This window comes from Metasolibacillus sp. (assembly GCF_025291715.1).
Lineage (GTDB): Bacteria > Bacillota > Bacilli > Bacillales_A > Planococcaceae > Metasolibacillus > Metasolibacillus louembei.
The window spans coordinates 1-20,780 of sequence record NZ_JAMBIZ010000019.1 but is presented as its reverse complement, the minus strand read 5'-3'; the positions used below and the strand labels follow the sequence as shown (position 1 = coordinate 20,780).

At 39.6% G+C, this 20,780-nt stretch carries 20 protein-coding genes, 1 pseudogene and 1 CRISPR repeat array; of the genes and pseudogenes, 12 read left to right on the top strand and 9 right to left on the bottom strand.

The window, feature by feature from the left end; all coding sequences use genetic code 11:
• The first annotated feature begins 39 nt into the window (after positions 1-39).
• On the top strand, positions 40-1,749 hold the full coding sequence (locus M3Z76_RS12460) for a methyl-accepting chemotaxis protein (protein ID WP_293929593.1): 1,710 nt from the start codon (positions 40-42) through the stop codon (positions 1,747-1,749).
• 21 nt (positions 1,750-1,770) lie between these two features.
• On the opposite strand, the gene M3Z76_RS12455 is transcribed toward M3Z76_RS12460, so the two are convergent.
• The 3 genes from M3Z76_RS12455 to M3Z76_RS12445 form a co-directional block, all read right to left on the bottom strand.
• The gene (locus M3Z76_RS12455; RefSeq protein WP_293929594.1) at positions 1,771-2,115 is read right to left on the bottom strand and encodes a hypothetical protein; all 345 of its coding nucleotides are present in this window, start codon (positions 2,113-2,115) and stop codon (positions 1,771-1,773) included.
• Positions 2,116-2,215: 100 nt separating this feature from the next.
• Positions 2,216-2,641, bottom strand: a complete 426-nt coding sequence (locus M3Z76_RS12450; RefSeq protein WP_293929595.1) for a GatB/YqeY domain-containing protein — start codon at positions 2,639-2,641, stop codon at positions 2,216-2,218.
• A 19-nt stretch (positions 2,642-2,660) separates the two neighbouring features.
• Entirely contained in the window at positions 2,661-3,368 is a 708-nt protein-coding gene (locus M3Z76_RS12445) for an SIR2 family NAD-dependent protein deacylase (RefSeq protein ID WP_293929596.1), read from the bottom strand.
• A 97-nt stretch (positions 3,369-3,465) separates the two neighbouring features.
• Here M3Z76_RS12445 and M3Z76_RS12440 point away from each other — a divergent pair, with 97 nt between their 5' ends.
• The 4 genes from M3Z76_RS12440 (at position 3,466) to M3Z76_RS12425 (ending at position 7,242) form a co-directional block, all read left to right on the top strand.
• Positions 3,466-4,095, top strand: coding sequence for a GntR family transcriptional regulator (locus tag M3Z76_RS12440; RefSeq protein ID WP_293929597.1), 630 nt, complete (start codon positions 3,466-3,468; stop codon positions 4,093-4,095).
• A 232-nt stretch (positions 4,096-4,327) separates the two neighbouring features.
• Positions 4,328-5,527, top strand: a complete 1,200-nt coding sequence (locus tag M3Z76_RS12435; RefSeq protein WP_293929598.1) for a quaternary amine ABC transporter ATP-binding protein — start codon at positions 4,328-4,330, stop codon at positions 5,525-5,527.
• On the top strand, positions 5,520-6,356 hold the full coding sequence (locus M3Z76_RS12430; RefSeq protein WP_293929599.1) for an ABC transporter permease: 837 nt from the start codon (positions 5,520-5,522) through the stop codon (positions 6,354-6,356). The genes M3Z76_RS12435 and M3Z76_RS12430 overlap by 8 nt, the downstream gene beginning before the upstream one ends.
• Before the next feature lie 13 nt (positions 6,357-6,369).
• Positions 6,370-7,242, top strand: a complete 873-nt coding sequence (locus tag M3Z76_RS12425; protein ID WP_293929600.1) for a glycine betaine ABC transporter substrate-binding protein — start codon at positions 6,370-6,372, stop codon at positions 7,240-7,242.
• A 48-nt stretch (positions 7,243-7,290) separates the two neighbouring features.
• Here the strand turns inward: M3Z76_RS12425 and M3Z76_RS12420 are convergent, their stop codons facing one another.
• The gene (locus M3Z76_RS12420) at positions 7,291-8,352 is read right to left on the bottom strand and encodes a mechanosensitive ion channel family protein (RefSeq protein WP_293929601.1); all 1,062 of its coding nucleotides are present in this window, start codon (positions 8,350-8,352) and stop codon (positions 7,291-7,293) included.
• A 165-nt stretch (positions 8,353-8,517) separates the two neighbouring features.
• Here M3Z76_RS12420 and M3Z76_RS12415 point away from each other — a divergent pair, with 165 nt between their 5' ends.
• Entirely contained in the window at positions 8,518-9,021 is a 504-nt protein-coding gene (locus tag M3Z76_RS12415; protein ID WP_293929602.1) for a ferritin, read from the top strand.
• A 42-nt stretch (positions 9,022-9,063) separates the two neighbouring features.
• On the opposite strand, the gene M3Z76_RS12410 is transcribed toward M3Z76_RS12415, so the two are convergent.
• Both M3Z76_RS12410 and M3Z76_RS12405 read right to left on the bottom strand, forming a co-directional pair.
• Entirely contained in the window at positions 9,064-10,338 is a 1,275-nt protein-coding gene (locus M3Z76_RS12410; RefSeq protein ID WP_293929603.1) for a DUF4179 domain-containing protein, read from the bottom strand.
• Positions 10,335-10,745 carry an RNA polymerase sigma factor gene (locus M3Z76_RS12405; protein WP_483310165.1) on the bottom strand — a complete coding sequence of 137 codons (411 nt, stop codon included), beginning with the start codon at positions 10,743-10,745 and terminating at the stop codon, positions 10,335-10,337. Before M3Z76_RS12405 ends, M3Z76_RS12410 begins: the two co-directional genes overlap by 4 nt.
• Before the next feature lie 363 nt (positions 10,746-11,108).
• On the opposite strand from M3Z76_RS12405, the gene M3Z76_RS12400 reads away from it, so the two are divergent.
• The 4 genes from M3Z76_RS12400 to M3Z76_RS12385 are packed head-to-tail and all read left to right on the top strand — an operon-like array spanning position 11,109 to position 13,219.
• Complete coding sequence (locus M3Z76_RS12400; protein WP_293929605.1) at positions 11,109-11,624, top strand: RNA polymerase sigma factor; 516 nt, start codon at positions 11,109-11,111, stop codon at positions 11,622-11,624.
• Entirely contained in the window at positions 11,602-12,549 is a 948-nt protein-coding gene (locus M3Z76_RS12395) for an anti sigma factor C-terminal domain-containing protein (RefSeq protein ID WP_293929606.1), read from the top strand. Before M3Z76_RS12400 ends, M3Z76_RS12395 begins: the two co-directional genes overlap by 23 nt.
• A 10-nt stretch (positions 12,550-12,559) precedes the next feature.
• Entirely contained in the window at positions 12,560-12,943 is a 384-nt protein-coding gene (locus tag M3Z76_RS12390; protein WP_293929607.1) for a hypothetical protein, read from the top strand.
• A 24-nt stretch (positions 12,944-12,967) separates the two neighbouring features.
• The gene (locus M3Z76_RS12385) at positions 12,968-13,219 is read left to right on the top strand and encodes a hypothetical protein (protein ID WP_293929608.1); all 252 of its coding nucleotides are present in this window, start codon (positions 12,968-12,970) and stop codon (positions 13,217-13,219) included.
• A 52-nt stretch (positions 13,220-13,271) separates the two neighbouring features.
• On the opposite strand, the gene M3Z76_RS12380 is transcribed toward M3Z76_RS12385, so the two are convergent.
• On the bottom strand, positions 13,272-13,931 hold the full coding sequence (locus M3Z76_RS12380) for a precorrin-2 dehydrogenase/sirohydrochlorin ferrochelatase family protein (protein WP_293929609.1): 660 nt from the start codon (positions 13,929-13,931) through the stop codon (positions 13,272-13,274).
• An 81-nt stretch (positions 13,932-14,012) separates the two neighbouring features.
• On the opposite strand from M3Z76_RS12380, the gene M3Z76_RS12375 reads away from it, so the two are divergent.
• Positions 14,013-15,032 (top strand): beta-carotene 15,15'-monooxygenase, encoded by a 1,020-nt coding sequence (locus M3Z76_RS12375; RefSeq protein WP_293929610.1) that lies wholly within the window; start codon positions 14,013-14,015, stop codon positions 15,030-15,032.
• A 27-nt stretch (positions 15,033-15,059) separates the two neighbouring features.
• Here M3Z76_RS12375 and M3Z76_RS12370 read toward each other — a convergent pair whose 3' ends face one another.
• Positions 15,060-15,482, bottom strand: coding sequence for a DUF4362 domain-containing protein (locus M3Z76_RS12370; RefSeq protein WP_293929611.1), 423 nt, complete (start codon positions 15,480-15,482; stop codon positions 15,060-15,062).
• A 1,413-nt stretch (positions 15,483-16,895) separates the two neighbouring features.
• On the opposite strand from M3Z76_RS12370, the gene M3Z76_RS12365 reads away from it, so the two are divergent.
• Positions 16,896-18,089 (top strand): acetate kinase, encoded by a 1,194-nt coding sequence (locus tag M3Z76_RS12365; protein ID WP_293929612.1) that lies wholly within the window; start codon positions 16,896-16,898, stop codon positions 18,087-18,089.
• A gap of 159 nt (positions 18,090-18,248) precedes the next feature.
• Positions 18,249-19,647: a CRISPR direct-repeat array (repeat unit 29 nt; unit sequence CTTTAAAAACCACTTAGTTCTTATAAAAT).
• 198 nt (positions 19,648-19,845) lie between these two features.
• On the opposite strand, the pseudogene M3Z76_RS12360 reads toward M3Z76_RS12365, so the two are convergent.
• Positions 19,846-20,780 (bottom strand): annotated as a pseudogene (locus tag M3Z76_RS12360) (IS3 family transposase); the annotation flags it as partial.

The following is a 20,780-nucleotide window of genomic DNA, read 5'->3' as shown; positions in this document are numbered from 1 at the left end:
AAATATGCTATTATTTAGTTAATTGAAGGGGTGATAATAATGAAACATTGGTCTATTCGTACAAAATTAGGTTTACTATTTTCCATGCCGATTATTTTGCTAATTGTCATATTTATCGTCAATATGCTGCTAAGTCAGCAAAGCTTTACGCATTTAAAAACAATTTTATATGATGAGGTATACACTGCCCAAACAAGCTTGATTGAGGCAGACCGTGATTTATATCAGGCAAATCTAGCAATTATTCGCATGTTTGAGAGCACAAGCAATCAAGAGATTGATGCGAATAAAAAGGATTACGAGGAAAATATTGAGCAGGTAACGCAGCGTGTCCAAAAGGCACGTCAATTGCTAGAAGGAACAGATGCCTTTACTACATTGATGCATGAACAATCTGGCCAAACAATGGCCCAAAACTTTGATCTTTTTAATGAAAATTTTACACACTGGCAAAGTCAAGCATTGCAGTCCACTTTAGCGGTCAAGGAAATTGATGCGACCTTTGAAATGGCACGCAGCAATTTAGATGAAATTGAGCAATTAATTGATAACACTGCCCAACAATCAATCGAAAGCTTACAATCAAATAATCAATGGAAGAACATTGTAATGATTGCTGCTTTAGTCATTACGCTAGCGATTGTTGTGAGCATTGGCATCATCGTGATCAAGCGAATTGTCCAAATTATTTTGATGATTATGCGTGAAACAGAGCAAATTGCCAGTGGTAATCTTGCGGGTGAAGCGCTACAGCTAAACCAGCAGGACGAGCTAGGTAAGCTAGGTCAATCGGTCAATACGATGAAGGAAAACTTACGCTCACTTGTGCAATCTGTAGATAACGCAGCTGAAGAGGTTGTCGAAACATCGAATGTAGTCAGCGCTGTTGTAGAGGAAACGACCGTATCTATTGAGAATATTACAAATGCGATTCATGATATGGCAAAAGGCGCTTCTCAGGGGGCAATCGATGCTGAAACAACAAATGAAAAAGTACAGGAAGTATCCCATCAAGTAGAGCGTGTTGCTGAAGTGACGGCGAGCATGCTGACACAATCGCAGGAAGCGACGAGCGCTAGTGTAGAAGGCATGAAGCAAGTAGTGCAGCTACGCGATACCGCAACTGCCTCTACAAAGGTGCTAGCAGATGTCCATGCCGTGATGAGTGAGTTGCTTGCAAAGGTAACAAGCATCGGTACTGTGACCGATGTTATTTCTGGCATCGCTGACCAAACGAATTTACTTGCACTGAACGCAAGCATTGAGGCGGCACGTGCTGGTGAGCATGGCAAAGGCTTTGCGGTCGTGGCAGACGAGGTAAGAAAGCTAGCCGAGGAATCTGCCAATGCGACAACGCAAATTCGCGAGATGATTCAGCTCATGCTGAAGGAATCAACAAATGCTTCTACTGCCCTCCAGCAAACGCAAGTAATTGCAGGCAAGCAGGAGCAAGTGACAATCGAAACAGAGCAAGCTTTCCAAACGATTTCCCAATCTATTGAAACGATTCAGCACTCTATTTCGGAAGTTTCACAAGGCATGCATAACATTACGAGTTTGCAGAACGGCACAGCTACTGCAATTGAAAGCATGACCGCGATTACAGAGCAAACCGCCGCAACAACAGAGGAGGTAGCCGCATCTGCAGATGAGCAGCATAAAGCGATTGAAAGCGTTGCACGTTCCGCAGATGAGCTACAGACGTTGAGCAAGCAATTAAAGCAGATTTTAAGTCAATTTTCATATTAAATATTCAAAAATAGCGCCTCACTATGTTTGTGAAGCGCTATTTTTATTAGCTATTGCATCAAGAAAATCTGTTAAAGCATGATCCTGAAGCTCGTATAGTTGATTAAAGCCAATACTCATTTTATTATCGTTTACAGGAAAAATATAATCCTTTTCTTTTGAGCTAATAATTAAATAATATTCCGCTGTTGCCTCCTGGGCGCCAAACGATTTCTTTACAGATGCCTGTGATAACAATTGTAATAGCATCACAAATTCATCATCATTTAAATGATAGAGATAGGCATCTTTATCAGAAAAATGTTCAATTGATGTTAACGCAGCACCTTCAATTGAATGTTCAGATGGAAAATTCTCTAAATTCATTAAAGATTGATTCCTATTCAAATACATTAATCCAGCAACAAAAATTATTAAAACCAAGATTAAAAATGAAATTATTTTTTTCATCGTCAATGCTAGCTTGTTAAATCAAGCTTTTCACAGCCTTCGACATCAACGCACCATCTGCTTTGCCTGCTAAAAGTGGCTTGGCAATTTTCATCGCATCGCCCATATTCATGCCTTTTGTAACGCCTGCTGCTGTCAGCTGTGCAACGATTTCCTCTTCTGTTAATTGCTTTGGTAAGAAGCGCTTTAAAATTTCTAGTTTCGCTTGCTCTTTGTCAATTAAATCTTCTCTTCCTGCCGATTGTGCCCCTTCTAACGCTTGATTCGTTTGCTTAATTTCGCGATTGACGATAGCAATCTCCTCTTCTGCTGTTAAAACGCTACCCTTTTCCTTCTCCGCAAGGTCTAATGCTGATTTAACAAGCGTTAATACACCCTTTGCTAGCGTATCCTTTTCTTTCATCGCTATTTTTAATTGCTCAAATACAGTTGTTTTTAACATACTTATCCGCTCCTTTGTTCTATATTGTATCACGCTTAAGCAACGCATCGATTATTTTTAATGTTTCTCCTGCCTTGCCCTCAATTGTTAGATCAAAATGACTTTGCCCACTTTCCAGATTAATATAGACTGTTTTGCCGTTTGTCATGTGTGGCAATTGACTCACTGGATATACCTCTAAGCTTGTGCCAATCACAATAACAAGCTGTGCTGCCTTCATATGGGACAATGTATGATTCCATGCCCCCTGTGGCAAATTTTCACCAAACAGCACGACATTCGGACGCAATTTCCCACCACAGGGACATGCTTCTTTTGCTAAAAAATGCTGCATTTCAGCCGCTTGACCGCATTTTTGACAGCGCACTGAGCGAATCGAGCCGTGCAGCTCGTCTACATTGTCACTACCTGCTAACGTATGTAGCCCATCAACGTTTTGTGTAGCAATATGCTGGATAAGTCCACGTCGCTGCCAATTCGTTAAAATAAAATGCCCGTCATGTGGCTTCACATCCTCTAATGCTTGTATTCTAGCCGCATAAAATTGCTGGAACAGCGCATAATTCGAAGTGAGCGCCTCCGTTGTTGCGACAGTGCGTGGGTCAATCTGTTGCCACCAGCCACTTTTCGAGCGAAAATCGGCTAGCCCACTCTCCGTTGACATGCCTGCCCCTGTTAAAACGACGGTATGCTTTGATAATGTTAACCATTCTACAATTTGCTCCATAGGAAAATCACCCCTTCTTATTATATAACAAATACGTGCGCTTTCAGTAGCAATGATATACTATAGGAAGAAGCATACTATGAAAGAGGCAAGCACGATGGAAACAAAAAAATTGCAAATTAAAAAGCCACGCTATCAAACGATTGCCGAAGATATTGCGGCAAAAATTGTGGAAAAAAAATATATTGTTGGTGATAAAATATATGCGCGTTCATCACTCGCATCACAATATGGTGTATCAGCAGAAACAGCCCGCCGCGCAATAGCGGTGTTGCAGGATTTAGAAATTGTGGAAGCGACAAAGGGCAGTGGTGTTGTCATCACCTCCTATGAAAATGCGGTCAAGCTCATTCAACGTCTTGAAGGCGTGCAAACGGTTCGAGAGCTACAAGTTTCATTACAGCAAGCAATTGACAAGCAAATTAGCGATTTAATGACTATGCAGGAAACAGCGAAGGAATTAGTCAACCGGACAGAGCGCTTCCGCTCCATTAACCCTTTCGTTCCTTTTCAGCTTGAAATTACAGAGGCATGTCCATATTTAGACCAGAATTTAAGTGAAATTAATTTTTGGCATAATACACACGCAACGATTATTGCGATTCGCAAAGATGACCATTTAATTTTATCGCCAGGACCTTATGCAACACTGAATATTGGCAATGTCATTTATTTCATTGGCGATGATGAAGCGATCGTCAAAGTCAAGGATTTTTTACAAATTTAATTTTTTCTTCGAAGTGCAAGAAAAGCATTGTTATCACTGCTTTCCTTGCATTTTTTTGTCGTTGTCATTTTTGTCAAATTGGTTACATTCATTTGACAAAAGTAACAACCTATTGTTAAAATTAAGTTGTCGGTTACGATAAATCTAAATATCTACTTATTTGGGAATAAGGATATAACATTGAAAAAGTTCACTTATTATGCCGAGAAACGAAGAAGAAAGAAGTGAGACGATGGAAAAATTAAAAATAGAGCATGTCACCAAAATTTTTGGTAAGCAAACTGCGAATGCTTTAAAGCTCGTAGAACAGCAAAAGAGCAAAACGGAAATTCTTGAAAAAACAGGTGCAACGGTCGGTGTATATGATGCGAATTTCACCGTTAATGAAGGTGAAATTTTTGTTATTATGGGGCTTTCCGGTAGCGGGAAATCTACGCTGATCCGTCTGTTAAATAGATTAATCGACCCAACTAGTGGGAAAATTTATATTGATGGGCAAAATATTACGGCTTTAAATAAAGGTGAGCTACAAAATATTCGCCGTCAAAAAATGAGCATGGTGTTCCAAAACTTCGGTTTATTCCCCCACCGCACGATTCTTGAAAACACAGAATATGGCCTAGAAGTAAGAGGCATCTCAAAAGAGGAACGACGATTGAAAGCAGAAAAGGCTTTACAAAATGCTGGCTTATTGGCTTATAAAGACCAGTATCCAAGCCAGCTATCAGGTGGGATGCAACAGCGTGTAGGTCTTGCACGTGCCCTTGCCAATGATCCTGAAATTTTATTAATGGATGAAGCTTTTTCTGCACTCGATCCATTAATTCGAAAAGATATGCAAGACGAATTATTAGAGCTGCAAGCGAACGTTCAAAAAACAATTATTTTTATTACCCATGATTTAAATGAAGCATTGCGTATCGGTGATCGCATCGCTATTATGAAGGACGGAAAAATTATGCAAATCGGCACAGGTGAGGAAATTTTAACGAACCCAGCCAACGATTATATCCGTACATTCTTAGAGGATGTTGACCGTTCGAAAGTATTAACAGCTGAAAATGTCATGGTACGTCCGATGACAGTGAACGTTGAAAATGACGGTCCAACCGTTGCTTTAAAACGTATGCGTGAGGAAGAAATCAGCGTTTTAATCGCCGTTGATAAGCTACGTAATTTCAAAGGCTATATTACAGCAAATGATGCGCTAGAAGGCGCTAAAAATGGCTTGAAGTCGGTACAGTCTTTCGTTAAAACAGATATGCCTATCGTCGATTCAACGACGTTAATTCAGGATATTTTACCAATTATTTCAGATAGCCCAACACCTGTTGCGGTTGTCGATGAGGGTAAATTGCGCGGCATTTTAATCCGCGGTGTCATTATCGAATCACTTGCCTCATCATCACAAGGAGGTGAGCTGAATGAATAACATACCTAAGCTACAAGTAGCAGATGCTGTTGAAAAGGCTATGGAATGGCTAACTGGCACGTTTTCTGGCCTATTTAAAATAGTACAAGAGAGCGGTAAAACGGTCATGGAAAGTGTGACTGCCTTATTGACGATGGTTCCGCCAATTGTCTTTATTTTACTCATTGCCATACTCGCCTTTTTCGCAACGAGAAGAAAATTTGGCTTACCGATTTTCTCAATTATTGGTTTGCTGTTTATTTACAATCAAGGATTATGGGAACAATTAATGAATACCTTCACGCTCGTTCTGTTCTCAAGTATTATCGCAATTGTATTAGGTGTACCAATCGGTATTTTAATGTCGAAAAATAGCATGGCTGAAAATATTATTAAACCGATTTTAGACTTTATGCAAACAATGCCTGGCTTCGTTTATTTAATTCCAGCGGTTGCCTTTTTCGGCATCGGCGTCGTGCCAGGGGTATTCGCATCGGTTATTTTCGCCCTTCCCCCTACTGTACGCTTCACGAATTTAGGGATTCGCCAAGTGCCAAAAGAGCTTGTGGAAGCATCCGATTCTTTCGGTAGTACAGGTAGACAAAAATTATTTAAGGTTGAATTGCCACTTGCCAAGTCAACAATTATGGCTGGTATTAACCAAACAGTATTACTGTCGTTATCTATGGTCGTTATCGCTTCGATGATTGGTGCGCCAGGACTTGGGCGAGAAGTATTATCTGCATTGCAGCGTGCACAGGTCGGCAACGGCTTCGTTGCAGGATTAAGCTTAGTAATCTTTGCGATTATCGTAGACCGTTTAACGCAGAGCTTAAATAAAAAGAAATAGGAGTTGTTTGAATATGAAAAAGAACAAATGGTTTTTAGGATTAACAGCAATGAGCGCAGCCGTTGCATTAGCGGCTTGCGGAGGCGACTCTTCGTCTAGCGATGGAGACAACTTAGGGAAAATTAATTTAGCCTATGTAGAATGGGACACAGAGGTTGCTTCAACGCATGTCGTTGGGCAGGTGCTAGAGGAAATTGGCTATGATGTGACATTAACACCATTAGACAATGCGATTATGTGGGAATCTGTGTCAAAAGGCGAAGCAGATGCGATGGTCGCAGGCTGGCTACCAGCAACACACGGTGCACAGCTTGAAAAATATGGTGATCAAGTGGAGCATCTTGGTGAAAACTTAAAAGGCGCTAAAATTGGCTTAGTTGTGCCAAGCTACATGGAAGTAAGCTCAATTGATGATTTAACAGTTGAGGCAAGCTCAACGATTACAGGGATTGAGGCGGGTGCTGGTGTGATGAGCGCTGCTGAAACAGCCCTTGCCGATTATCCAAATTTAGCAGATTGGTCATTACTACCATCCTCTTCAGGCGCGATGACGGTTGCGCTTGACCAAGCGATTGCCAATAATGAGGAAATTATCGTGACAGGCTGGTCTCCACACTGGAAATTCGCCTCTTATGACTTAAAATATTTAGAGGACCCTAAAGGCTCTTTCGGTGGCGAGGAAACAATTAACACATTTACACGTCAAGGCTTAAAGGATGATGCGCCTGAGGCATATAAAGTGTTGGATGCTTTCGAATGGGCACCAGAGGACATTGAAGAAGTCATGCTGGCAATCCATGACGGGCAATCGCCAAAGGATGCGGCAAATGACTGGATTGAAAAGAACCGCGACAAAGTGGATGCATGGACAAAGGATGTAAAATAAAATGATGGCTGTAGGGATGCGCTCCCTACAGCTTTTTTATTCTACGTTTCACATCTGCACCCAAATTTCATCCTCCGCATAGACAATGCCTACCTGCTCAAAAATGTGCTTTGTGGCAAACAAAATATCCTGCTTCACCGCCTGCATTTGTCCCCCATCATTTGTGACGATGAAAAAGCGCACTAATATGCGATAGGATGTTGGGCGCAATTCATCGATATAGACATGAATAGCCTCTTTTTCTGTCGCGCTATGCAAATAAATTTCCTTCTGTAAATGCTCGCAAGCTTCGCGCAATATCTCCTCGCTATTAGCTGTCGATACATATAAATAAAATTCGCATTTGCGCTTTTCTCGCTTCGACAAATTATAAATCGGGCGATTCGCTAAATAAGCATTCGGTACGTAAACAAGCCCTTTATCCCCTGTTTGAATAACGGTACTACGCAAATTGACATCCTCGACGATGCCTTCAATCTTTTGGTCCTCTGTTGCAATCCAATCACCTATTTGAAACGGCTTATCAAGTGCAACAGACATTCCACCAAAAAAGTGCCCAAGCGTATCGCGAATACCGAAGGCTATCGCCACACCTGTTAAGCCAATCCCTGTTAGAAAGCCATTAATATTAAAATCCCATAGTGAGGCAATTGCAAATAATGCTGCCACATATACCGTTACTTTGGCAATGCGCAGGAAAAAAGGCATGAGCACATACTGCTTGTGCTGTGTATAAATGCTATCGGGATGCTCAATATAATAAGAAATGACATCTGCAAACCCTTTAAAAATAAAAAATAACATCAACGACCAAAATAAATTGGCCGTTTTCGGATTGGTAATAAGCCAGTTATCCAATACGATGGACAGGCTAATAAAAATAATACAAATTAAAAAGGCGTAGCGAATGGCACTGCTAAATTGCATCAGCACCCTTGCTTCAAACGTTTTACCCCGCTTTTCAAAAAAGCGCCCATTCCAATTAATAAACGGCTTCATAATATATCGCTGCACAATGAGCCCTGTAAATAGCAAGCCAATCGCTGCGCTAATCCTTTGTACAGTTACATCCTGTAAATCGAGAAAAAATTGTTGAAATGATTCCAGCATAAATCTAGTCCTTCCTAGTTTAAATAGCTACCACTATAGTAACCGAATTCCTCATACAGCGCATCTATTTACAGAAAAAGCTTGCCTTCATTATCAAAAAAAGGATAAAATAACTGTATTGATAATCATTATCAATAGCAAAATCATATGAAGGAGGTAACAACGATGTTATCTGAAAAACTACACAAAGCATTGAATGATCAAATGAACTACGAATTTTTCTCTGCACATGCCTACTTGGCAATGGCTGCCTACTGCACAGACGAGGCATACGATGGTTTTGCAAACTTCTTTTTAGTACAAGCGGAGGAAGAGCGCTATCACGCAATGAAATTCTACACATTTTTAAGCGATATGGGCTACCGCGCAACAATCGATGGCTTTGAGCACCCACACAATGACTTCGCATCAGTGCGCGATGCTTTCGAAAAGGCATTAGGTCACGAAAAGGAAGTAACACGTCGCATTTACAATTTAATGGACATCGCATTGGATGAGCGCGAGCATGCAACAACAGCCTTCTTAAAATGGTTCATCGATGAGCAAGTAGAGGAAGAAGCAACATTCGATACACTTATCGCCAAGCTGCGCCGCATCGAGGACGACTCTAATGCGATTTTCATGCTAGATGCTGAATTAGCAAGCCGTACATTTACACCAGAAGACTAAACAAAAAAGGCGTTTTCGATTGTCGAAAACGCTTTTCTCTTCCTAACGAATTGGTATTTCCAGCTCTGCGCTTCCGTTTAAATAAAGCGGATAGTGCTGAATATACATTTTAACAGGGTTGGCAAAGCCTTTGTTAAATAGATAGGAGCTTTCACTTTTCTTGCTGTCATCGATTAAAGAAGAGCTTTGTGTCGAATACCACTCTTCTCCGTTCGCATCAATTAATGTCGAGAATAGTGGCTTGCCATGCCCTGCCTTCTCTAGCGGATGAATGGTATCAATCGATATTTCGCTCGCAATATTCAGCTCGACCTGCAATTCCTCTGGCATATAGAGCACTTGCTTTTGACTAAAATCAACCTCGATATAATCCTTGCCCTTTTCGAGCGCTGTGACATTTTCAACAATTAAAGTTAATGATTTTGGCTCACGGAAATAATTGCTTTGCATAAAGCGTGTAAACGTCCCACTGCTAATGCCGCCATAGCCAGTCGTCCCATTTCTCGTTGTCTCCCATTCCTCTCCCACCTCATCAACTAGATGCAAATCAAAATCTAAAATGCGCTTTGTATTTGTTTCAGGAATGGTAAAGCTCACTTCCACACGCAACGGCGAGATTTCTATGCCATTGCTGTAAATTTCCTGCCCATCAATGAACAGCTGCTCATTTAACGGATAGTGCTTGCTCTGTGCTACTGGCTTTGACAGTGTGAAAGGCAATGTAAAGGTCGTTTCGAGCTGATCATTTAATTGCACAAAAAGCTCAAAATCATTGCCATTTAGCACCGTATTTTCGACAAAAATAACATCTAATGTGCTTTCCATTATTGACTTATCCTCTGCCCCATCAAAATACATCGTCACACCTGCTGGCAATGCTTCACCATTTTGCAGTAGCTTCACCTCTGCAAAATCGATAGGATGCTTCATCACTTCCCCATTGTCAAAGCGATAAGCAATAAGAAGTCCACTTTCATCTGCGACAACGCTTGTAATCATCAACTTTTTCCCGTTGCTTTCCGCCTCCACTACGATATCCTCTGCGTACTCATGCGCTAAAATATCTTCCAGCCCTTTATCATATGTAATCATGTGGACAAAGGGCGCAAGCAATGGAATTTTGGCCGCAGCCGTCGCAATCTGTGGTGAAAAGCGGATGCTTGCTGTCAATGCGAAGAAAAATAAGGCAGCGACTAGTATCAGCTGCAATGTGCGCCTATTTTTTCGTCGTCTTTTAAGTGCTGATAGCCGCGCTTGCTGCAAAGCGGCTTTTGGTACTTTTATTTGTTCTAGCTTTTCTAGCAGCTCCTTGTTCATCCTCTCTCCTCCTTCCAAAAGCTACGCAGTTTTTTCAGCGTCGTATGTATTCTTGATTTCACAGTGCCCTCAGGAATGTTTTGCCGCACAGCAATATCTTGATTTTTTAAATCCTCTACATATTTTAAATAAATTAGCTCCTGCTCAGCTGGTGACAGCTTTGCAAGCAGCTCAGTCAGCTCCACCGTTTGTGCGTCATAGCTAACGGGCTCCTGCACCGTATCCAATGTGACAGTTGCTTGCCTCTTATTCTTCATATCTAAGCAAATATTGATTAATACACGTACAAGCCATGTGCTCATATATGCCGGCTCACGCACTTTATGCCGATGCTTTAATGCGCGATAAACAAGCTCCTGATAGGCATCCAGTGCATCCTGTTCATGACGCATATAGGCATAGGCAATTTGATAAAAGCGCTTCTAATAATTGAAGCAAGCTCTCTTCATCCATCAATTGCCCCCCCTTATGCATTAGACTGTTCTATCCTATAAATCGTTCAGAAATTTTTTCGGAGAACGAATGTTTGCGTTTGTGATAATAATTTGCTATAATAACTATGTACTGAGTCACCCTTTCAAGTAAAGGATTTAAGGAGTCATCCAGAAAATTCACTTTCTGGATGGCTCCGCTTTTTTACATAGTCAATTTTTGATTAAAATTGTCACTATCCTCGTCGCAAAGGGTGCGTCCCAAAATGATTTTTCGGACGCACCCCTTTTTTGTTTACTTTTTTCCACTTCAATCGTTATATAGGCAGGAGGGGCGATATGGATGAATTATATAACAGACAGCTACAGGAAAAACTGCTTGCCATTTATAAAACACTGTTAACAATGGGTGCTAATAAAGAGGACGCAGAGGATGTCGTGCAGGAAACAGCCATTCAATTTATTCAATACATCGATGGTATTTCCCCAAATGAAGCAAGCGCTTGGCTCTATAAAGTAGCGATACATAAATATTATGATTTACTGAAAAAGTCACGGTCACAGCACAAATACCTGATCTCCTTTAGATTAGAGGATTTATTAGAGCTGCATACTCCCGAAACGATTGTTATGCAGCAGGAGCTACAGCAAGAAATCGTCACACAGCTTTCATCTCTTTCGGATAAGGAGGCACAGCTTATTTTATTAAAATATAGTGCTGACCTGTCATTAAAGGATATCGCTACATTGTTTGGCACAACAGACAAAACAATAAAAACCCAGCTAGCGCGAGCAAAAAGCAAACTCAAACAACGATTACAGGAGGTTTATAATGGAGGAAAAATCAATTTTTGAACGTGAGGATGACTTTTCAAGTTTAGTGAAAACAGCAAAACGCAAATCATTGAAAAAAACGATTTGCATTTCAGTGCTTGTCACACTAATCGTTATAGCTTTATTATGGGGCGCACTTGCCGCAAGTATTTATTTGATGAATAAACGAATTGATGCACAGTTGGAAGGATTTCAAAACGAAATGTATGTACAAGGAGCCAATATTGAATCGAATGCAACAAGCTTCGATAACTTTTTAGTCGCAACTAAAACGTCCTCCAAGCTTTATAAGCGAGTTGGTCCACATTTAATCGATTGGGGCTCCTATGATTATTTTCATACCATTTTAGGCGCACAAACTGTGCTCCAAGCAAATAACGCTATGGCGATCAATGATGCTGCCACTTATATGAAGAATCAACGTGCGTTGACCTTCCATGTACCAACAGAGGCAACAGATAAAAATGATTTGGACTATATTGTAAGCTTACCAGACTTCTACAATATTGAAGTAGCCATCTCCTTTAAGGAGCTTTTACCTTTAAGCGAGGTACAGGCACAATTTCCCACAACACAATGGGCTTGGCTGCTTGATGAGGGCATCTACACTGAAATTGAAGATGCAAAAAAGGCAGAGGCAGAAGCCCCTCCTGAATTAAGCACAGTGCAGCCAAAGGATTTTAGCGCAGTATCCGATACACGCGCATATGGCTTTTCAATTTGGCATGACGCAGGCTTGATACAAGCAGCTGAGCTGTTCAAGGAGCAGCTCGCCTATCGACAAGGCTATTCAATAGATATTGTGCGCGGTTTAATCGGTGAACAGGAGCCAAAGGATTGGTCAATTGCTGGGGTTGTATTAACAGGGACACCAAAGGAGCTTCTACCTTATTTACAGCAAAATAGCGTGCGCACTGTGCGCGTTGGCGTTGTTATACCATATTAAGGAGGAATGCATGATGAAACCTTTTGCCTTCGCATTATTGACTGCCGCTCTGTTCTTCGGCGGCTTTTGGATTTCATTTCAACAGTTTCCTGAAAAATTTATGATGATGGTAAGTATCGTTATCTTTTTACACCTTGCAGGGCTATTGCTGATTCAGCTTACAGGAAATGCAGCACAAATGGCTTATTTAACGCTCTTCGTTGTGCTTATTTTCACCCCGTGCTTTATGACATGGGTAGAGCTGCTTGAGCTAACTAAAAAAATGACGCAGACAGCTATCACACGCGCATTCATTACATTACCAGCCACCTATATGATGTTATTTATCACTGTTGTTCTTTCATATAATCATTATTTAGGTCAGGAACATAAGCATCATGATATGAAAAAATAAGTAACTTTCAGGAGAGGAACCTATTTGAACAAATATAGTGTTTTTTCACTTGCTACTGTCGTCATCTTCGTTGCTCTGTTTTTTACAATGTTGAATGGAATTTCGTTAGGTAAGCCGTATTTTCTTTCCATGTTTTTGTTCCCTCTATTAGGAATCATTTTAGGATTCAAAGCCAAAAAAGGCTTCTTGAAATGGCTACTAATCATACTTAACATCATTGCAATTTGTGTAATCGGCTACATTACATTACTTGCTTACAGTATTGCCGAAAGTTAATGAATGGGTTGTAGCTTGCTGAAACAATACATAGAGGACGTATCTGAAAAAATCAGATATGCCCTCTATTTTCGTCTAACAAATTTTGTAAAAAGGCCTCACAGCGTGCGATATCGCCTTTAGCTAACCAATCGAATAGCTCTGGTCGCAGCGTTTCCTTTAAGGCATAGCGCTTAGCAGTAGGCTCTGTTACATGATGAATAATTTGCGTGCGACAATGCTTTAAAAATTCAATGTATTGTGCATAGCTATCATCAAACTGTGTCTCTAGCTCCTTTTTTAGCTTTTTTGTATAGCCCGGACTAGCCCCTGAAGTCGAAATGGCCAATACTAAATCACCACGTCGGATAACGGCAGGTGTAATAAAATCATTTCGCCCTTTCGCATCGACGCGCGATAGATGCTGCCATGGTGATGTCGCCGCCTCTACCGCCTCATTTACTGCTTTGCTATCTGTTGCCGCAAAAATAAGCACAGCTTCATTCACATCAGGTGGCTCGAACATTTTCTCATGCCATATAACATGTCCCGCTTTTACATATGCTACAAGCTCCTCTGTCAGCTTTGGACTAATGATGTAGATGTGCGCCTTTGCTGGTAATAACGACCTCACTTTTTGCGTCGCGACCTTCCCTCCACCAACAATGACTACTTTTTTATTTTCAATGTTTAGTAACGCAGGAAAATAAGCCATTCTCTCACCCTTTAACATGATATATTTCCTTCACACTATATCACGTTTGGCTAGTCATTTCATTTCCAGTATAATGAAAATTAAAAGGAGTTGTTCCATGTGACTATATTACAGACAAGAAAAAACTGGCTCTGGCTATTTTTAATGCTCGTTCTATTGACAAATATGATGCTCTATAGCACATCGTTTGGGCATACGATTATCCCGCAAGAATCGAACGGTGTTGTCCTTGGCTCATTAATTGATTTCATCATCATTGCACCACTCGTTTTTATGCTAGCCAAAAAGAAATTTAGCATAAAATTAATGATCGGCTTAATGGCAGTAGGCTGTGTACTAGCCCGTCTTATCATCCCGCAAACGATGCTAGCACCCTATTCAAGCTTTACAGCGTTTGGCATCGCTGCTGAAATCATTATTGTTGCTTTTGAGATGCTAGTCATTAGCTCCTTTATTTTGTACTTACCAAAAATTATTAAATCGACACGCACAAGCGATATGCCGCTGTTGTTTGCTTTTCCACAGGCTGTCGATCAGCATATCAAGCGACGCCCAATGCTTCACGTTCTGTGCTCAGAGCTGCTGATGTTTTACTATGCCTTATTTAGCTGGCGTCAACAGGCTCCTGCTGGCTACACGCTGCATAAAAAAACGAGCTATGTCGCCTTTCAACTCATGATGATCCATGCCATCGTCATTGAAACATTAGGCATCCATTGGTGGCTGCACAGCAAATATCCGATTGTGTCTGTTATTTTACTTGCGCTCAATATCTATTCAGTGCTATTTTTCCTAGCAGATTTACAGGCAATGCGCTTAAATCCTGCTCAAATTCGCAACGGAGCGCTTTATGTATCACTCGGCTTAATGAAACGTGCAAAAATTCCACTAAGCCAAATCACACAAATGACGACAAATGTCTCGGAAGAAAAGCTGCCAAAGGATATCGCACAATTTATCGTCAAAGACTTTGAAGCAGGAAAACCAAGCGTTCTCCTTTATTGCGAAAAGCCCATTACGGTTACTTTGCCATTTGGCATCGAAAAGCATTATCATCAAATCGCTATTAAAGTTGATGATGCACCAGCATTTATCGAGCAATTAAAAACAGGTGTGTGAACAAAACGCTGTTCACACACCCTCCCCTTAATAATCCGAGAAAATAATATACTGCTCTTCATCTGAGCAATCACTTACATAATAATCCGTCCGACTTTCCACCTCAATCGCATTCAGCTGATTACAAGTCGTCGCAATCATCTTTTCATCACTATATGTATCTTTCGAATAATCAATCTTTAAATCAATTTGATGATTGTGATGTCGAACATCGACATAAATCGGCTTCCCTTCAACCGTCTGCTCAACAATCCTCACCTGATCGCGCTTGCCATTTTCCACATTATCGAAAAACGCATAAAAGCGCTCCACATTATCAATCCCTTTGCGCGTCTTTGACACAATATCCTCCGCAAAAAAATGATATGTATTATGCGGCACAGCCACCTGCTGCGTCACACAACCAGCCAACACCCAACTACAAGCAACGACCAAAAGCAACTTCTTCATAATCAGCCCTCCTTTATACCTTAGACGTAACAGCCACCTAAAAAGTTACATAAAAGTATAAAAAGTTTTGGGGATTTTAATGAATAGTGTTATGGTGGGAATTGTTAGTATAAGACGCTTTCTTGATCATTAGTCAATTATTGTTTTTATAAACTTATGTTCCGCTTAGTTAATGTAAAACAATAGCACGCCAGCACATGTTACTAATAGGTTCACCATTTATATTCCACTTAGTTAATGTAAAACTGTTACATACATAATAGATAACTTAATTGTCAAATTATTTATATTCCACTTAGTTAATGTAAAACAAGCAAGAGAACGGATTTTTACAGTGTCGCTGCTATTTATATTCCACTTAGTTAATGTAAAACCCACCTTCATCATAATGAAAAAACCTTTATTTTTCAATGGTTGATGGTGTTTTATATAATAATAATTTTGTCAACTTTGCAGTCAATCAACAATCGAGATATTTACTTTTTGAATAAAAGTGCCTTAACGCTAGGTGTAACATGCATTAAGCTACTTTTACTGCAAAAATCATTCACTGCAAATTAGTTCAAAATGGCAGATTATTCGGAGTAGTTAGTTAATAGATATCTATTGGACATCTTCAAAAAAAGTTTGATGAAAAATTCCAATTGTATTGGAATTCATGTTAGATAACGGAGAAAGGAAAGTTGCTGAAAACAACAAAATTATTCTAATTAATTTCATTTAAATTCCACTTAGTCAATTAAAAATATGATCCGTTACATATGTTTCATATTGTGTTTCTAAATTTACATTCCACTTAGTTAATTAAAAACACACCTTCATCATAATAAATAAACCCTTATTTTCCAATGTTTTTCAGTTGTTTGTTTAACAGAAATTTAAGCGAGTTTGCAGTCAATCAGCAATCGTGATATTAAGCTAACAAGTAAAAGTGTCGAGAGGCTAGATACAGCATGTATTGAATTAACTTTAATGATTAAATGATTCACTGCAATTTAATAAAAAGTTAGAAGAATTCTGCTTTTCTCGTGAATATAAGAATATTTTTGAGCTGACCTAGTCCAATTTGAGATTCTTTAAGTATTTGTATTGTTTTTTTATATTCAGCTAGTTACACGCACCCCTCGTTGCATATAAGAAAATTTTGCTAGTATTTTACCTAAACAAATTGAATAATATAGCTGAAATACCCCTATCTATTTGTACAATCAAAACAACCATAGCTTCTTGCCTATACTCAGCCAAAATGCTCTGAATTTTATCGAATATTCTCACCATTATTCGTGTAAAAAATGATACACTAAACGAAGCGGACGTTGACAAAATAGTTGCCACAAAATGATGGGTTTCTGTAAGCGTTATCTTGTCAATCTCTATTATAAAATAAATTTATTTAATCTCAGGAGGAAACCTATGTCTAAAATAATCGCAATCAATGCAGGCAGCTCATCACTAAAATTTCAACTATTTGAAATGCCACAGGAAACTGTACTTACAAAGGGACTTGTTGAACGAATTGGGTTGACAGATAGCATATTTACGATTACTAACCTAGATGGTACAACTGACACAGAAGTAGTAGATATCCCAGACCACACTGTTGCAGTTCAAATGTTATTAGCTAAGCTCATTACAAACGGTATTGTCCAATCATTAAACGAAATTGATGGTGTCGGTCATCGTGTCGTACATGGTGGTGAAAAATTTAATGATTCTGTCATCATCGATGATACGGTGCTCGCAGAAATTGAAGAGCTATCTGACTTAGCACCACTGCATAATCCAGCTAATATCATTGGGATTCATGCTTTTCATAAAGTATTACCAGATATACCAGCGATTGCAGTATTTGATACAGCATTCCATCAAACGATGCCAAAAAAATCATTCTTGTATAGTTTACCTTATGAATTTTACGATAAGTATGGCATCCGAAAGTATGGCTTCCACGGCACATCGCATAAATATGTCGCTGAACGTGCGGCAGAATTATTAGGACGTCCAATTGAAAATCTTCGTCTCATTTCCTGTCATCTTGGCAATGGCGCAAGTATTGCGGCAATCGAAGGTGGAAAATCAATTGATACATCGATGGGCTTTACTCCACTTGCTGGTGTTGCGATGGGAACACGCTCTGGTAACATTGACCCTGCTTTAATTCCATTTATTATGGAGAAAACAGGAAAAACAGTGGATGAAGTTCTTGATATTTTAAATAGGCAAAGTGGGATGCTTGGTGTATCAGGTTTATCAAGCGACCTACGCGATTTATCAACAGCTGCTGAAGAAGGCGATGAGCGTGCCATTATAGCACTAGAAGTATTCGCTAATCGCATTCACAAATACATTGGCTCCTATGCTGCTCGTATGTCTGGTGTCGATGCCATCATCTTTACAGCTGGTATCGGGGAAAATGATATTGCCTCACGTGCTCGTATTCTACATGGGCTTGAATTTATGGGTGTCTATTGGGACCCTGCTTTGAATAACGTGCGTGGCAAAGAGCAATTTATCAGCTATCCACACTCACCTGTTAAAGTCATCGTTATTCCAACAAATGAAGAAGTGATGATTGCACGTGATGTTGTTCGGTTAGCTGGGCTGTAGAGGGATATAAAGAAAACACACAAGCCAATTATAGGGTTTGTGTGTTTTTGTTAAAATTTAGTTGTACTAACCCCATCTTTGTTAATCCAAAATATACATGAATCCCTTATTCTTCATAAAATTTATCTTTGCCTTAGTTAGTAATGTCGAATATCCTGTCTTTAAAAACCACTTAGTTCTTATAAAATGGAACCGGAAGAACCAAAGCCGGAAAATCCGAGAGACTTTAAAAACCACTTAGTTCTTATAAAATTTGATTAAACGATTGTGCAATTTCTCTGTAAAGTTCCTTTAAAAACCACTTAGTTCTTATAAAATGGTGAAACGCTTTATGGCCCAACGCCAGAAGAAAGTCTTTAAAAACCACTTAGTTCTTATAAAATAAATTGGGTTATTCCGTACAGCTCACTAATACAACCTTTAAAAACCACTTAGTTCTTATAAAATTTATAAGCATAATATCTCGTCAATTGTCCTACAGGCTTTAAAAACCACTTAGTTCTTATAAAATATGATTACAATTTCACCTGGTCATTGGTTGCCATCCACCTTTAAAAACCACTTAGTTCTTATAAAATGTGAATTTTCATTTGCCGTCCACAGTGATGATGTAGCTTTAAAAACCACTTAGTTCTTATAAAATAGTTGTTCGTCCGCCTCTGTTACGTAATCGGTAAATGTCTTTAAAAACCACTTAGTTCTTATAAAATTTTTAGATTTTCTATTCGGGCTGTCCTTCTATCTGACCTTTAAAAACCACTTAGTTCTTATAAAATTTTTTCCCAAAAAATAGCTGCTTGTCTCTCATCTTTCTTTAAAAACCACTTAGTTCTTATAAAATACTGACATTTTTATAGCATCTTTTTTAGAGCGTTTCCCTTTAAAAACCACTTAGTTCTTATAAAATTTAGTTTTGTGGCCGCTTTAATGCAGTCAGCACAATTCTTTAAAAACCACTTAGTTCTTATAAAATTAAAAACGCTATTAGATGGCGTTACGGTTGATGAACCTTTAAAAACCACTTAGTTCTTATAAAATGGAGCTTGGCGAAACTGTAAAAAACTAATACAAGCCTTTAAAAACCACTTAGTTCTTATAAAATGCAAGGCATTAATAGTTACCAAGACTTTTTAACGAACTTTAAAAACCACTTAGTTCTTATAAAATGTAAGAACAAGCATGATGATGCACCGGACGCTACAACCTTTAAAAACCACTTAGTTCTTATAAAATTCCCACTGGATCAACAGCCGCTTGCACTTGGTCAATTACTTTAAAAACCACTTAGTTCTTATAAAATTACCTACGATGAAGTAGTTCACAATATTCAAAGAAACTTTAAAAACCACTTAGTTCTTATAAAATCGTAGTTCATATGACTTCACGCTCTCTTCTACTAACCTTTAAAAACCACTTAGTTCTTATAAAATTTTATCATCTCCAATCTATTGTAAATTGAATAATCTTTAAAAACCACTTAGTTCTTATAAAATACTAGAAAATAAAACAATCACAAATGATGATTTGCTCTTTAAAAACCACTTAGTTCTTATAAAATCTTGGATCTACGTCAAGTTTTTGGACACATTCTACCTAAGTTTTTTCTTGGGGCAACATCCCGAGTGGATTGTTCCACATCCCAAGTAGCCCGTCAAAGTGAAAAGAGCCTTTGACCGCCTACTTGGGATGTAGAGCGAAAAAGATACGGATGTTGCCAAACAAAAATGTTGGGGGTGGGGATTTCGATCACCCAAGTTTACGCTACGGCACGACAGATTTTTTCAAAGGCATCTGGCGATAAATAGCCAATGCTGCCATGAATTCGCTTGCGGTTGTACCAGCCTTCAATGTAGCGGAAAAGCGCGATACGGGCTGCCTCAAAATTGGCGTAGCGCGTGCGATAAACTTCTTCTTTTTTCAGCGTCGCATGGAACGATTCAATGCACGCATTATCATACGGACAACCTTTACGGCTGTAAGAAGGCGTGATGCCATGCTGTTCTAGCTTTTTTCGAAAATCCTCACTTGTATATTGCGTCCCTAAATCGGTATGCAAAATCAAACCTGGTGCGGGCTGTTGGGCCATCACGGCGTTTTCGAGCGCGTCTAAAACAAGGTCCACCGTCATACGGCGCCCAAACTTATAGCCCACAATCTTTTTTGTGTGTAAATCTTGTACCGACGCCAAATAGCACCAACCGTCCTGAACGGTATGGATATACGTAATATCAGCCACCCATTTTTCATTGATGGTTTCGGTTGTGAAATCCTGTTCCAGTACGTTTTCACGTTCTTCCACAGGAACGCTAGATGAAGCCGGTTTATACTTTTTTACGATGTTCGAACGGATGCCTGCGTGTTTCATAATGCGCTGTACGCGATCCATACTGCCGGTGTAGCCTTCTTGCTTTAAGATGGCAAAGATCTTCGGTGCCCCGTACCGTCCATCACTGTCTGCGTGGATCGCACGAATGCGGACTAAAAGCTTTTCATTGGCAACATGATAGCTGTTTGGCTTCTTGTGAAACGATTGATAATACGTGCTTTTTGGCATCTTTAATACGCGACACATCAACTGAACAGGTTGATGCTCGCTTTCTTTTTCAATGTGATCGATGAGTTCTTGGTCGTCTATTTTTGCGCGAATATGGTCATAGCCTTTTTTAGAATGTCTACCTCTTGTTTCAAACG